The following is a 14,308-nucleotide window of genomic DNA, read 5'->3' as shown; positions in this document are numbered from 1 at the left end:
TTTTATCGGAGTTACCTTCAAAAAACAAATTTGACTTGCCCATTTTGACAGCGGTTACTCTTGCTCATCACGGAACTTTGCTAACCAGTAGGGCAAGCCCGCTTGAAGCAAGTCTCGGGTTTCATTAAAATCTCCGGTATACCAAGGGTCCGGCACGTCTTGTGCTTCTTTTCCCGGTACGACACTTAAATACGTCGCTACTTTTGCCTTGTGACCTGCCGGGGCACTGGACTCTAAATCCGTCAGATTATCATGATCCATGGGGATGATGTAGTCATATTTTTGCCAGTCTTCAAGACGAATCTGGCGAGCTTGCATACCACTCATGTCAATGCCTGCTTGTCGCAAAATTTTGGCTGTTCCCGGATGTAGCGGATTGCCCACTTCCCAAGCGCTAGTCGCCGCAGAGTCCACTACTAGGGGCACTCCTTGTTCCTGGCTATACGCCCGCATCAAACCTTCTGCCATAGGCGAGCGACAAATATTTCCTAGACAAACAAATAAGACTCGCTTCATTTCAGCTCCTCCTGTTCCGTTTGATACAAACGAGAACTGAAAAACTCCACGTCTTTTGCCAACCGGAAAAGCTGAGCGGAAATGGCTAAAGGAGTCTCCTGAAACCCTTCCCGAATCCAGTCCATCATCACGCCACTGCACCCGTAGCTAAAAAAGCGCCCATAAAAAAGCTTGTCCGCTTCGGAAAGTAATCCCTCTTGATCCACGGTCTCAAAGAGTTTGTGAAACAGCTTGCTCGTAATCGTCACAAATTCCTGTACTAAAATATCCTGTTGATCCGCCACCGTTGCTTGGTAAAAGGCCCCATTGGCTTTCATCGCCACTAGCATTTTGCGCGCCTGCTCTTCCCAGTTTTCCAAGCTCAACTCATCCGTAGTTAAAAAACACAGCGAGTCTTGTAGATAAAACCAACGTAGCAACTCTTTTTTGTCATTAAAATGGTAATAAAAGGTCTGGCGATTAATGCCCGCCCCTTTTGCCAAATCCTGAACGGTAATTTTGCTAAAGGGCTTTTCCGCCACCAAGTGAAGGAGTACTTGGGCAATTTGCTTTTTCGTGCGATTTCCTTCTGCCAAAGTGAAGCCTCCTTTGATTGAATCATTGTTTCCTTAAGACTGATAGGGATACCCAAAATGCTCATAGGCCAAAGCAGTCGCAATCCGTCCGCGAGGTGTCCGTTTCAAAAAGCCCTTTTGGATTAAATAAGGCTCATACATATCTTCCACGGTCTCGGTTTCTTCGCTAATATTCGCCGAAAGAGTACTCAAGCCCACGGGCCCGCCTCCGTATAATTCGATCATCGTGCGAATCAGCTTCTGGTCCACATAGTCGAGTCCTGCATGATCGACTTGCAACAGCGCCAAAGCTTTGTCGGCGATTCGTTGATCGATTACGCCATCCGCCTGTACTTGGGCAAAATCCCGAACCCGTTTTAACAAGCGATTGGCAATTCTCGGGGTCCCCCGGGAACGACGGGCGATCTCTAACGCCCCTTCTGTCACGATATCCGTCTGAAAAATATCCGCCGAGCGCAACACGATTTCCTGTAAATCCTCTTCTCGATAATACTCCATATGGCTGATAATGCCAAACCGATCCCGCAGTGGTGCCGAGAGCATCCCCGCTCTAGTAGTTGCCCCTACCAAAGTAAATGGCGGCAAAGGAAAGTGTACCGGATGAGCAGTAGGCCCTTGCCCGATGATAATATCCACAAAAAAGTCTTCCATGGCCGAGTAAAGCATTTCTTCTGCTACTCGAGGCAGGCGGTGAATTTCGTCGATAAACAACACGGACCCCGGTTGCAATTCATTTAAAATCGCCACCAAGTCTCCTGGTTTTTCAATTGCCGGACCGCTAGTGGTGCGAATATCCACATCCATTTCATTGGCAATCACCATGGCCATGGTCGTCTTCCCTAATCCGGGAGGGCCATATAACAACACATGATCCAAGGCTTCTTCCCGATTTTTCGCCGCTTGGATGTAAATGGTCAACTCTTCTTTCACCTTATCTTGGCCGATATACTGGGCCAATGTTCGGGGGCGCAAAGAGCGTTCCAACACCGCTTCTTTATCATCTGTCATATCCGGAGACACAATCCGTTCTTCTGTCATCGCGATTCCTTTCTTTGCTTCCTTGAAATACTACTTCATCAACAACTTCAAGGCCGAGCGTAAATACTCGTCCGTGGACTGAGGCTCCAAGGCCTTCAGTGGTTTTTCTACCCGCTTGATCTCTTTAGCACTGTATCCCAAAGCTTCTAAAGCCGCCAGAGCTTCCGTTAGCGCCGTATCACTGTCAGAGGTTGCTTCCTCTTCTACCGGTGCAAATAAGTCGCCTTCCACAAAGACCCCTAATTTGCCTTGCAAATCCAAGACCATCTGCTGAGCGGTCTTTTTCCCCACGCCGGGAAACTTCACCAAGTAGTTAATATTTCCCGCTTCAATGGCAGTGACCATGCCACTGTGGTCTTCATTGGCCATAATCGCCAAGGCACTTTTCGGACCAATCCCAGAAACACTGATCAATTTCAAAAAGAGTTCTTTGTCCTGACGCTTTTCAAAACCGTACAAGAGATGGGCATCATCTCGAATCACTTGGTGGACGTAAACTTTGACCGTGCCTTCCTTACCACTGTAGCGATAAGGATTGCCCATGGCGATGGCGTAACCAATGCCTTGATTTTCCAAGACGATATAAGCTGGAGTAATATCGGTCACTTGACCGATGAGATATTCAAACATTTGGACTTCCCTTTCTGGACATACGTTCCCCTCATTGTATCACAATTTAGACAGGACAGCTAGGAGGGACATGAACCGTACAAAGAGGTTGCTTCTTCTTAGCAATCCATCCCTAATAAAAAGCTCTGCCGGAAGACTCATCTAAAAACAGGCCTTACAACAGAGCATTCTTATCAAAAAAGAGTTATCAACTACTCCACCAACCCCACATACTCACCATACCCTGCTGCTTCCATCTCTTCCACAGGGATAAAGCGCAAGGCAGCAGAATTAATACAATAGCGCAAGCCCCCTGCTGCTTGGGGACCATCGGAAAAGACGTGACCCAAATGCGAATCCGCCGTTTTACTGCGGACTTCTACCCGATGCATACCGTGGGAAAAATCGGCTTTTTCCTGGATGTGCTGCCGCTGAATCGGTTTGGTGAAGGACGGCCAGCCACAACCGGCATCGTATTTATCTTTCGAGGCAAAGAGTGGTTCCCCACTGACGATATCCACGTAAATCCCTTTTTGATAGAAATCATCATACTCTCCGGAAAAAGGTGCTTCCGTTCCTTGTTCTTGAGTGACTTGATAGGCCAAGGGTGACAACGTTTCTTTTAGCTTTTCTTGATCGTTCATCTACAGCCCTTCTTTCTGCTTTCATTATACAAAAAAAGCTTTCCAAAGCAGCGAATTGCCGCTTGGAAAGCTTTGGTTTTTAAAACTCTTTTAGCATCTGATTGACTGCTCCAACAGGAAAACCTACGATACTGTAGTAATCCCCTTGGACGGCTTTTACAAAGACACTGGCCCGGCCTTGAATGCCGTATGCTCCAGCCTTATCCGCGTATTCCCCACTATCTAAATAGCGGTTGATTTCCGCTTCTGTCAGTTCATAAAAACTTACGCTGGCTTCGGTTAAAGCAGTCCGGCGTTTTTCTCCTTGTTGCAAAGCGACCCCGGTATACACGTGATGGGTTTTGCCACTCATTTGTTGCAGCATTTTAAAAGCATCCTCACGATTTTGCGGTTTTCCCAAAATCTGCCCTTCGTGAATCACAATGGTGTCACTGGCAATCACCAGGGCTTCCCGATGATCCTTGGCGATTTTTTCACCTTTTTCCTGGGCCATGCGTAAGACATAAGTCGCCGGGTCTTCTCCTGCTAAGACACTTTCGTCAATATCCGCGGGCATAATCCGAAACTCTTCCACTAAATGGTGAAGCAGTTCCTTTCGCCGAGGGGATTGGGAAGCCAAAATCACGTTTTCCATTACATCGTCTCCTTTGTCCGGTGTGGATCTTGTATTCGTTTAAACATCTTTTCCATATCACTGTTCGTAAAATGAATCAAAACCGGCCGCCCATGAGGACAATTAAAAGGATTCTCGCATTTTGCTAAATCTTGTAGCAAGACGCGAGCCTGCATTTCATTTAAATGATGATTGGCCTTAATCGAGCGTTTGCAACTCATCATGATGGCTGTGGCTTCGCGAAATTTCTTCACCGAAACCGTCCCGGTGGTCAGCAACATGTCGATCATTTCCCGGATGATGCTTTCTTCTTCCCCAGGGGGATACCAGGTGGGATGATTCCGCACAATAAAACTATTAGGGCCAAAATCTTCCAGGTGAATCCCTACTTGGGCCAGATTTTCTGCCTGTTCCTTGAGTTTCAACGCGTCACTGTTAGGATATTCCAAGACAATTGGAACTAAAAGTTCTTGTAAATCATCGGTGACTTGACCGATTTTTTCCCGGAAGTACTCGTACTTAATCCGCTCTTGGGCCGCGTGTTGATCCACGATGTACAGACCTGCTTGACTTTGGGCAAAAAGATAGGTGCCGTGCATTTGACCGAAATATTCCAAATCCGGGAAGCGTTGTTGGCTTTCTTGCGCCTCTTCTGCCAAAGCTTGGGCCAGCATTTTTTCCCCAGCTTTATCCCCCAGATGAAAATCCGGATGATTCCGCTCGACTTCTTCCTCTTCTTGAATTTCTTGTGGATAAGTTTCCGAAGTGTCCTTTAGTGCTTCTTTCACAAATGGTTTATCCACAGAAATATCCTGTTGATAAGTTTCTTTTGGTGATTCCGCGACAGAAAAATCAGCCTTTTGTGAATCAATCGGAGAGTTATCCTCAGCCTTTTCCCCAAACTTGTCCACAGAATTATCCACATCTTGGGGATAACTTTCCCGAACATAAAACTGACCACTGGTGCGATCGTAAGCCAAATCACTTTTGTTTTGAGCGGGAGCCGACTCAGCTAAATCAATTTGCAACTGTTCCGGGCGCTCGGCGGGATCTTGTCGCGGTAGCCGCTTTTTAAAGGCCAAATTATCCGCCGCATTGGGAATCAAGTTTTCCTCTTGCAAGGCTTCTTTAATCGCTTCTGCCAATAAAGCAGTGAGCTCTTTTTCCTTGGAGAGGCGGACTTCTTGCTTAGTAGGGTGCACGTTAACATCCACCAACAACGGATCCATAGTAATTTCGATTACCGCAATCGGAAACCGACCAATCATCAATTTTGAGCCATAGCCTTGGACGATGGCTTTGTTTAAGGCGAAGTTTTTAATGTAGCGGCCGTTAATAATGGTGGATAAGTAATTACGGCTAGCTCGGGTGACTTCCGGCAATGAAACATAACCGGAAATCTTGAAGTCCAAGTCTTCAATCTCAATGGGGAGCATCTTTTTGGCAGTGGCTACTCCGAAAATCCCGGCAATGGTTTGTTTCAAATCGCCATTGCCCGCCGTACTGAGCATCTTATGTCCTTCATGAACCAAACGAAAAGCAATCTGTGGATGGCTTAGTGCCAAACGATTGACGATATCCCCAATGTTGGCCAATTCCGTCTGCAAAGTTTTCACGTATTTCAAGCGGGCGGGCGTATTGAAGAAGAGGTTTTCCACCGTTAACTTCGTCCCTTGACGTAAAGGGGCCGCTTCTTGCACTTCCACCTTGCCGCCGATTAGTTTTAAAAAGATGCCTTTGGTCTGGCCCGCCACCGCCGTCTCCAATGTCACGTGGGAAACAGACGCAATACTCGGCAAAGCCTCCCCGCGAAACCCCAACGTGCGAATGCGGAACAGGTCGTCACGATTGTGAATCTTACTGGTAGCGTGACGTTTAAAGGCATTGACCACGTCTTCTTCGGCGATGCCTTCACCATTGTCGATAACTTGAATCTTGCGCAAGCCGGCTTCTTCAATGGCAATGTCGATTTGCGTGGCACCGGCATCAATGGCGTTTTCCACCAGTTCCTTCACCACGCTAGCCGGACGTTCTACCACTTCTCCGGCGGCGATTTGGTTCGCCAGACGTTCGGATAGTTCTTGAATTTTGCCCATTAGCCCGCCTTCTTTCTCGATCTTTCCCTGTTGCTAAATGCGTTTTTGCAAATCATACAAAATATTCAAAGCTTCCCTTGGAGTGGTATCCAAAAGGTCGATCTTCTTCAATGCTTCGATTACCGAGAGTTCCTCCGTAGAAACTTCTGTAAATAAATTCATCTGTTGCGGTTCTTCCACTACCGGCGCCGTTTCTATGACCGATTTTTGGTCGGACTCGGACTCTAATTTTTGCAAAATAGTAGCCGCTCGTTCCAGTAAAGCCGTGGGCAAACCGGCGATTTTCGCCACGTGAATCCCATAGCTCTTGTCTGCGGGACCATCCATCATCTTGTGTAAAAAGACGACTTCCCCATCTTGTTCCACCGCGCCCACGTGAATATTGCGCACGCCGCTCAGTGCTTCGTCTAAGACCGTTAACTCATGATAGTGGGTGGAAAACAGCGTCTTCGCCTGCACGTTGGTTTGAATGTATTCAATAATTGATTGGGCCAAGGCCATCCCGTCATACGTCGCCGTGCCGCGACCTAGTTCGTCGAATAAAATCAGACTGTCCTTAGTAGCATGGCGCAATGCTTGATTGGCCTCCATCATTTCTACCATGAACGTGGACTGACCGGCAATCAAATCATCACTGGCACCAATCCGGGTAAAGATGCGGTCAAACACCGGCAAGTCTGCACTTTGCGCTGGCACGAAACAGCCCATTTGCGCCATGATCACGGTGAGGGCCAATTGCCGCATGTAGGTGCTCTTCCCGGACATATTCGGTCCCGTAATCAAGAGGATCAACGTCTTATCATCCATGGAAATTGTATTAGGAATGTATTCTTGATGGCCCAAGACTTTTTCCACCACCGGATGGCGCCCTTCTACGATATTCAAGTTGCGCTTGCGATTGAGCGTCGGCCGCACGTATTGGTAACGTTCGGACACCGCCGCAAAACTTTGCAATACATCTAAGGCACTCAAGGATTTGGCTAAAGTTTGCAGGCGCCCAATGGCTTTTTTGACTTCTTCCCGCACGCCTAAAAAGAGTTGGTACTCCAAGTCCACGGATTTTTCTTCCGCTTCTAAAATCTGTGTTTCCAATTTTTTCAATTCCGGTGTGATAAAGCGTTCCGCATTGGCCAAGGTTTGTTTGCGCTCGTAGCGGCCTTCTTCCAAGTTCCCCAAATTGGCTTTGGTGACTTCAATATAGTACCCAAAAACCCGGTTAAAGCCGACTTTCAGCGTTTTAATCCCCGTAGCTTGGCGCTCGGAGGCTTCCAATTCCGCCAACCACTGTTTGCCGTTTTTCATGGCAGAACGGTATTGATCCAATTGCTCATGGAAACCGTCTTTGATCACGTTCCCCTCGGTAATCGCTAAAGGAGCTTCTTCGTTAATCGCCGCCTCGATTAAGCTAACCAAGTCTTCCATAGGCTCGATGCCTAATAAAAGCTCGTTCCACTGGCCTTGATTGATGCCTTCCAATAACGTACGAATTTGTGGCACTTGCATCAAAGAAGTCTTCAGCTGAATCAAGTCGCGACCATTCACATTGCCAAAGGCCACGCGTCCGGCTAGACGTTCCAGGTCATATATTCTCGTGAGCTTGTCTTGCAAATCCACTCGCTCAAAGTAGCTATCTAGTAAAGATTGCACCATTTCTTGGCGAGCTAAAATCTTCTTGGCTTGAATCAAAGGGCGATCCAGCCATTGTTTTAACAAGCGGCCACCCATAGCAGTCTTCGTTTCATCCAAAAGCCACAACAAAGTTCCTTGCTTTTTCCCGGTGCGAATGGAGCGCGCCAATTCCAAATTAAACTTAGAATAGTGGTCCATCTTCAAAAAGTGGTCCGGCTGGTATTCTTCGGCTTTTTGCAAGTGTGCCAAGCCCCGCTTTTGGGTAATGGACAAATAGCTCAACAGTTTCCCGGCTACGTCTTTTTCCAGCGCATTTGTCAACTCCGCCGTCAAAAAGGACAGTTCGGCATTGGTGATTTCTTCGGTTTGATACGACAAAACTAAGCCCAGACGTTCTTTTAAGCTATTTTGGAATTCTTCTGGGAAATCACAAATAAAGACGATTTCCTTTGTTTGTAGACTGGAGCACTCATTAATCACCCCGTCTTCGTCTTCTAGTAACGCCACTTTGAATTCCCCAGTGCTTAGATCCACATAGGCAAAGCCGTATTGCTTGCCGTCAAAGCCTAGGGCCGTCAGGAAATTATTCTCCTTGGCTTCCAGTCCCTTACTGTCCATTACCGTTCCCGGAGTAATCAACTGAACGACTTCTCGTTTAACCATTCCTTTGGTGGTTTTCGGATCTTCCACTTGTTCACAAATAGCCACTTTATAGCCTTGCTCGATTAGCGTATCAATATAGCCTTGGGCCGCGTGATAGGGAATGCCGCACATGGGAATCGGGTCATCTGCATTACGATTGCGACTGGTTAAGGTCAACTCTAAAATCTGTGAGCCCTTAATCGCGTCTTCGTTAAACATTTCATAAAAATCTCCCAGACGGTAGAACAAAAAGGCATCTGGGTATTGGGCCTTGATGCCTAAGTATTGTTCCATCATGGGAGTCTGCTTCGTTTTTTGAGGCATGTTGCTCCTCCTTTTCTGCCTTACTCTAGTTCCTCTACCCCACGTTGAATGCGCTGGGTAACGTATTGAATCACATCATTGACTTCGATTAGTTGCGCCCGATAAGCGACGACCAAAGGATGCCGGTCATAAGCTTGGGTCAGTTCGTCGGCCTTTTTCAAAGCAGCCTTTTGAGCATTTTCCTTGCCGTAATGACCGAATTGCACTGCTGCTTGTTGCGCCTCTTTGATTTCATTTTCCAATTGAGCAATGGTTTGATTGTTCCGCACTTTTGCCGCTAGTGCTTGAAACTCTTGTACTTGAGGTAAATCGCAAAGCAGCCGGTCCAACTGCTCTACCGCCTGCTTGACTGCTGCTTCTGTGTCTAAAATTGACTTCATATTCTTACTCCATAAATGGACGATCATCGGAAATCTGAATCGTCGCAATTGATTTCGCTAAGCCGGTTTTTTCATCCAAATCGATAACACAACCAGAGAGAATGCTACGACCGGTTTCCACTACTTCAAAGCGCCGAGGTAAAGCGGTTTGGAATTTTTCCAAGACGGCTTCTTTCTTCATCCCCAAAACCCCATCATAGGGGCCCGTCATTCCGGCATCGGTCAGATAAGCGGTCCCTTGTGGCAAAATCCGAGCATCATTGGTCTGCACATGGGTATGAGTCCCCACAATGGCCGATACTCGTCCGTCCACGTGCCAGCCCATGGCTTGCTTTTCACTAGTCGTTTCCCCGTGAAAGTCCACGAAGATAAACGGCGTCTTTTTCCGTGCTTCTTCAATTAATTCATCGATTTTCGTAAATGGATCATCGAGAGCCGTCATAAACGTCCGGGCTTGTAAATTAATAACCGCCAGTTCCAAGGCATTGACCTTAACAAAAACCATACCTTGCCCTGGTGTCCCCTCAGGAAAGTTCGCTGGGCGAATCATCTTTTTCGCATCCCCGATAAACTCAAAGATGTCCCGGTTGTCCCAAGTGTGATTGCCCATAGTAACGACATCTACGCCATCTTGGAGAAATTTCTTGTAGATTTTTCCGGTGATGCCACGACCGCTAGCGGCGTTCTCGCCATTTAAAATCGTCACTTGTGGTCGGTATTTTTTCTTCAGCCGGGGCAGATAAGTGGCCACCGTCTCCCGGCCCAAAGAACCGACGACATCCCCAATAAACAATACTCGCACGTATTTTCCTCTTCTCTTCAAACTATCTTCCCTATTATAGACGTTTTTTTTAGAAAAAAAAAGCGCCAGTCCTGTTGCCCTCGCAAAAGAAAGCGGTGTCTATCTTAAAAGCCTATGCTATACTAAATGGTATAGGTATTACGCCAAACTTCGCGAATGCCGTCTTTTTTTACAAATTTTTTAAGGGGGAATGAAATGTGTTTTGGGGAATTGTTATTCTATTAGGAGTCGGGGCATTAGGTTACAGCCTGTATCGCCTCATCCGCTCCTTCATCAAAAAGGAAAGCAAAAAACCGGTACTAGCCATGGCCGTCGGGGGATTGGTCTTAATGGGTGCCGGTGGAAGTCAGGTACCGGCAGAGGCCAGCTATCTGAATGTCGGGCAAGAAACTTACGAAACGGATCAAGTCGGGAAAGTCACCATTAAAGGCGAGACCAATGAAGGCTCTGAGTTGACCATTGATGACAAAGCCTTGAATCACGACGGTACGTTCACTTATAAGGTACAACTTACCGACGAAGGCGAAAAAGAGCTCCACATTAAGAGCGTCCACAACGGCCAAGAAACCCTTAAAGTCTTGACCATTAAACCTTCCAAGGAGTACTTAGCTCATTTGGAAACACAGGCGGAAGAAAGTCGGCTGGAGCAAGCGGAAGTGGCCTTGAAGTTAGCGGAAAACTCCCCTACTCAAGCCCATTACGATGAGGCTTTCACCAAGATCCAAGCCTTAAGCCAAAGCTATCCAGAAATGGAGGAACGTCTCACTCAGGTGGATCAGCATTTGACCACTTTGGCCCTCGTCGAAAAACTGGAGACTTCTCTGGATAAAGGGCAAGTGGCCACGGTCAAAGAGCACATCGAACAAACCACTTTAGAACAAGACAGCTTATAGAAACGCCTCACCGCTTGTGAAGTGAAAATCGCGGAAAAAGAGCAAGTGGCCGCTGTCCTAGCATTAGTGGAAAAAGCCGAAGCCAGTAGCGCAGAAGGTGACTATCAAACAGCCACCACCGCTTTGGCAAAACTGCCAAACAAACAAGCGGATTTAGAAAAGCGTTTAGGTACGGTCAAAGATCAGATTGAAACGAAGAAACAAGAAGCTGCTGCCAAAAAAGCGGAAGAAGAAAAAGTAGCCGCTGAGAAGGCCGCCGCAGAAAAAGCTGCAGCAGAGCAAGCGGAAGCCGAACGGCAAGCTCAGGCACAAGCCCAGGCAGATGCGGCCGCTCAAGCCGAGCAAGCGGCTCCACCCGCAGCCGAAGTCGGCACCACGGTTTTGATTACCCGCACTGGGGAAAAATACCACAACCGAAAATGTGGTAACGGAAATTACTTCTCCGCAACTCTTGCCGAAGCCCAAAGTCGCGGACTCACACCTTGTAGTAAGTGCTTTTAAACACAAAACCTCGAGAATCTCTAGAATTCTCGAGGTTTTCTTCTTTAAAAAGACAAAGGTTTCTTTTCCATTTCGTGGACGATTTCCCGGAAGTCGGCAAAGCCCGCATCCAAGCCGCGGATCAAAATCTCCGCCGTCCCGATATTGGTAGCCAAAGGAATCTCGTACACATCACACAAACGAATCAACGCTGTCACGTCTGGCTCATGGGGCTGGGCCGCTAAAGGATCCCGCAAAAAGATCACCATGTCCAAATCGTCTTCGGAAATCATAGCGCCGATTTGCTGGTCGCCCCCTAAAGGACCGGACTTATACCGATGCACATCCAAGCCTGTAGCCTCCGCAATGCGCAAGCCCGTCGTCCCCGTAGCATAAAGCTGATGTTTTGCCAAAATATCTCGATAAGCCGTGGTCATCTTTACCATCAGCTCTTTCTTACGATCATGGGCAATCAATGCAATTTTCATAGTTCATCCTCCACTCGCGCTTTTTTGATACCTAGACCAATCAAAAAAGCCACTTTTTCTCCACGATAGCACTTCTCTTCAGGAAAGAAAAGGCTACAGGCGAAAAAGTGGCTTTTATATTAGACTAATTGCAAAGTTTTCAATGCTTTCCAAATCCCGTCCTCATCGTTTGTGGCGGTCACTAGGTCCCCGCAAGCTTGCACTTCTTCAGTGGCATTGCCCATGACTACTCCGACACCGGCCAACCGTAACATTTCCCGGTCGTTATTGCCGTCCCCAAAAGCGATGATGTCTTCTTGTTGGATGCCAAGACGTTGAGCCATGTACTGAATCGTGGCTGCTTTAGAGCCATTTTTCGGCACGACATCCACGCACTCTTCATGCCAGCGCACAAAATCAAAGGTAGGAAAACTACTTTCGAACTGGTGCTGGTAAGACTCATCAAAAAAGGCTAACGCTTGGTATACTTCCCGAGTTTCCGGAAACATGGTTTCGAGTTCCGGCAAAACAGAGCCAAAGGACATCATGGCCTGAGCCATCTTGCCTACATTAAAGGAAGTCATCCGCCGGGCTTGGTCCATTTCGATGAAGGCGGTATCGATGCCCATACCATCGGCCTCTGTGACTAGACGATCCAATTCTTTTTTATCCAAGAGATTTTTGAAGATTTGATTGTGATTCATAAAGGCAGCAGCACCGTTACATACGATGTAGTTCTCAAAGTCTAAATCTCGAATCACATCCCGGGCTAAATAACGGCTACGTCCCGTGGCAATCGTGACCAAGTGGCCGGCTTCTCGCAAGCGGCCCAAAGAATCAATGGTACTTTCCAAAGGGGCTTTCTGGCTGTTTAACAAAGTGCCGTCGATGTCAAATGCAATCAATTTTCGTCTCATGATGAAATCATAACTCGCTTTCTCTCAATATATTTAGGTCGAATCACTTTAGTGTTCGACTGATTCCCTATAGTAATGCTTTGTGTTGCCTATTTTGGTAGATATTTCCTGCCTTCTCGCAGCGCTAAAGGACTCAAAGGTGGCTGACTGGCACAAAAAGCTTGAACCCACTCAGGATTGGTCTTGCTGTATTCCCGCAAAGACCAGCCAATCGCTTTTTGAATGAAAAATTCCGGTGTTGTGCGATCCGCATCCAAAGCTTTTTGTAACAAGTCGGTATCGGTTTGCTCTTTAAATTTCAACTGCAAATTAATCCCCACTCGCCGTAGCCAAAAGTCTTCCTGACCATAAAACCACCCGAAGACTTCCGTAAGGTTTGCCGAATGCACATAGCACCAATCACTGTAGACTTTGCGCCATGCGTCGATACTATCCCACCAGGTCTTTTCCCCCACTAAAGGCAGCAGTTCGTGTAGTTGCTCTATGGTCAGTCGCTGATAATTCCTCTGGGCCAAATCAATGGCAAAATACTGGTACTCCCGCTCTGGCTGGTGAAAGTAAAACTGAATGGCAGAACATAACTTTGGCCACTCCCACTGTTTGCTTTCCTTCAACCAAGGCGCTTCTAATTTCTTTCGCTCTGGAGCCGACACCCCGAGAAATGGAAAATGATTTTTCATATAAGCCGCCATTTTATAGGCATTTTCCGGCTCAAAGGGAAAGAACCGGGGCCATTCTTCTGTCATGAACCTTCCTCATTTCCTTATAAACTTACCAAAGGACGCAAAACAAGCGACGATGAGCCACCGCCGCTTGCTTTTTTAATCTACATAAGATGATTTTGAATTGTTCAACCAAGCAAAGCCTAGTCCCATGACCAGACCACCGCCGATATAGTTCCCGATTAAGGCAAAGAACAAATTGTGCAAGACACTTGCTACGGTCATGCCTTCAATGGTGCCACCAGAAGCCACAAAGGCCATAGTGAAAGCCGGGAAGTTCGCGATAACGTGCTCATAACCTAAAAAGGCGAAAATGAAGATGATAAAGATGATGGCCGCCACTTTCCCAGCGTCATCTTTCATCCGCATGCTGACTAAGACCGCGGTATTCACCACGATATTGGCAAACATCCCTTCCACCAAAATCTGGATAGAAGACTTGTCCAACTTCGCCGCAATCGAGGTGAAGAAGAAATTGTCTGCTTCCAAGCCTTGGAAAGGTCCGGTGTGGGCAATCAAGAAACCAAACAAAACCCCACCAATCAGATTAAATAAGATACAACTAAATAAAATCTTCAATGCTAACGGTACGCCAATGCGCTTGCGGTAGACCCCTACCGTCATGTAGAGCATATTCGACGTGCCCAATTCAGCATTCATATATAAAATCATAACCAGCGACCAGCTGAACATAAAGGCGTACAGCATCTTGCCTAGCCCCGGGGCGATATGGTCGGCTTTCATACCGATGCCAAAAGCCACCGCTGTTCCCAGTCCTAAAAACATACAAGCAAAAATCGCCCGCAGTGCATACCGGGGGTAACTCTTTTCAATCAAATCAACCTTCTTCTCAATGGAAGTATCGATTTTCTCAAATAATGGTGATACCGGATTCATCTCTCTTCTCCTCTTCTATCGTGACACATGTGATTTACAAAATACCCATAATCCCTTACTATTG

At 47.1% G+C, this 14,308-nt stretch carries 16 protein-coding genes; 2 read left to right on the top strand and 14 right to left on the bottom strand.

Features of this window, described 5'->3' with window-relative positions; all coding sequences use genetic code 11:
* Positions 1–54: 54 nt before the first annotated feature.
* The 10 genes from I579_RS05150 to I579_RS05105 all read right to left on the bottom strand — a co-directional run bounded on the left by I579_RS05150 (position 55) and on the right by I579_RS05105 (position 9,868).
* Positions 55–516 carry a low molecular weight protein-tyrosine-phosphatase gene (locus tag I579_RS05150; protein WP_010754665.1) on the bottom strand — a complete coding sequence of 154 codons (462 nt, stop codon included), beginning with the start codon at positions 514–516 and terminating at the stop codon, positions 55–57.
* The gene (locus I579_RS05145) at positions 513–1,091 is read right to left on the bottom strand and encodes a TetR/AcrR family transcriptional regulator C-terminal domain-containing protein (protein ID WP_010754666.1); all 579 of its coding nucleotides are present in this window, start codon (positions 1,089–1,091) and stop codon (positions 513–515) included. Before I579_RS05145 ends, I579_RS05150 begins: the two co-directional genes overlap by 4 nt.
* A 33-nt stretch (positions 1,092–1,124) precedes the next feature.
* Entirely contained in the window at positions 1,125–2,129 is a 1,005-nt protein-coding gene (gene ruvB / locus I579_RS05140) for a Holliday junction branch migration DNA helicase RuvB (protein WP_010754667.1), read from the bottom strand.
* A gap of 30 nt (positions 2,130–2,159) precedes the next feature.
* Positions 2,160–2,759, bottom strand: coding sequence for a Holliday junction branch migration protein RuvA (gene ruvA / locus I579_RS05135; RefSeq protein WP_010754668.1), 600 nt, complete (start codon positions 2,757–2,759; stop codon positions 2,160–2,162).
* A gap of 191 nt (positions 2,760–2,950) precedes the next feature.
* Positions 2,951–3,382: a peptide-methionine (R)-S-oxide reductase MsrB gene (gene msrB / locus I579_RS05130; protein ID WP_010754669.1), complete on the bottom strand. Its 432-nt coding sequence runs from the start codon at positions 3,380–3,382 to the stop codon at positions 2,951–2,953.
* A gap of 79 nt (positions 3,383–3,461) precedes the next feature.
* A complete protein-coding gene (locus tag I579_RS05125; RefSeq protein ID WP_010754670.1) occupies positions 3,462–4,016 on the bottom strand; it encodes a Maf family protein in 555 nt (184 codons plus the stop codon).
* Entirely contained in the window at positions 4,016–6,091 is a 2,076-nt protein-coding gene (gene mutL / locus I579_RS05120) for a DNA mismatch repair endonuclease MutL (RefSeq protein WP_010754671.1), read from the bottom strand. The genes I579_RS05125 and mutL overlap by 1 nt, the downstream gene beginning before the upstream one ends.
* Before the next feature lie 33 nt (positions 6,092–6,124).
* Positions 6,125–8,686 (bottom strand): DNA mismatch repair protein MutS, encoded by a 2,562-nt coding sequence (gene mutS, locus I579_RS05115; RefSeq protein WP_010754672.1) that lies wholly within the window; start codon positions 8,684–8,686, stop codon positions 6,125–6,127.
* Between the two features lie 20 nt (positions 8,687–8,706).
* On the bottom strand, positions 8,707–9,066 hold the full coding sequence (locus tag I579_RS05110) for a YlbF family regulator (protein WP_010754673.1): 360 nt from the start codon (positions 9,064–9,066) through the stop codon (positions 8,707–8,709).
* Between the two features lie 4 nt (positions 9,067–9,070).
* The gene (locus I579_RS05105) at positions 9,071–9,868 is read right to left on the bottom strand and encodes a TIGR00282 family metallophosphoesterase (RefSeq protein WP_010754674.1); all 798 of its coding nucleotides are present in this window, start codon (positions 9,866–9,868) and stop codon (positions 9,071–9,073) included.
* Between the two features lie 197 nt (positions 9,869–10,065).
* Here I579_RS05105 and I579_RS05100 point away from each other — a divergent pair, with 197 nt between their 5' ends.
* Entirely contained in the window at positions 10,066–10,761 is a 696-nt protein-coding gene (locus tag I579_RS05100; RefSeq protein ID WP_010754675.1) for a hypothetical protein, read from the top strand.
* 21 nt (positions 10,762–10,782) lie between these two features.
* Complete coding sequence (locus tag I579_RS05095; protein ID WP_010754676.1) at positions 10,783–11,262, top strand: hypothetical protein; 480 nt, start codon at positions 10,783–10,785, stop codon at positions 11,260–11,262.
* A 44-nt stretch (positions 11,263–11,306) separates the two neighbouring features.
* On the opposite strand, the gene mgsA is transcribed toward I579_RS05095, so the two are convergent.
* The 4 genes from mgsA to I579_RS05075 all read right to left on the bottom strand — a co-directional run bounded on the left by mgsA (position 11,307) and on the right by I579_RS05075 (position 14,244).
* Positions 11,307–11,729, bottom strand: a complete 423-nt coding sequence (gene mgsA, locus I579_RS05090; RefSeq protein ID WP_010754677.1) for a methylglyoxal synthase — start codon at positions 11,727–11,729, stop codon at positions 11,307–11,309.
* Between the two features lie 119 nt (positions 11,730–11,848).
* Entirely contained in the window at positions 11,849–12,625 is a 777-nt protein-coding gene (locus I579_RS05085) for an HAD family hydrolase (protein WP_010754678.1), read from the bottom strand.
* 89 nt (positions 12,626–12,714) lie between these two features.
* Positions 12,715–13,371 (bottom strand): DNA alkylation repair protein, encoded by a 657-nt coding sequence (locus I579_RS05080; protein WP_010754679.1) that lies wholly within the window; start codon positions 13,369–13,371, stop codon positions 12,715–12,717.
* A gap of 75 nt (positions 13,372–13,446) precedes the next feature.
* Positions 13,447–14,244, bottom strand: coding sequence for a formate/nitrite transporter family protein (locus I579_RS05075; protein WP_010754680.1), 798 nt, complete (start codon positions 14,242–14,244; stop codon positions 13,447–13,449).
* Positions 14,245–14,308: the final 64 nt, after the last annotated feature.

This window comes from Enterococcus asini ATCC 700915 (genome assembly GCF_000407365.1).
Lineage (GTDB): Bacteria > Bacillota > Bacilli > Lactobacillales > Enterococcaceae > Enterococcus_C > Enterococcus_C asini.
Note: the sequence above shows the minus strand (reverse complement) of the source record. Positions and strands in the feature narration are given on the sequence as shown.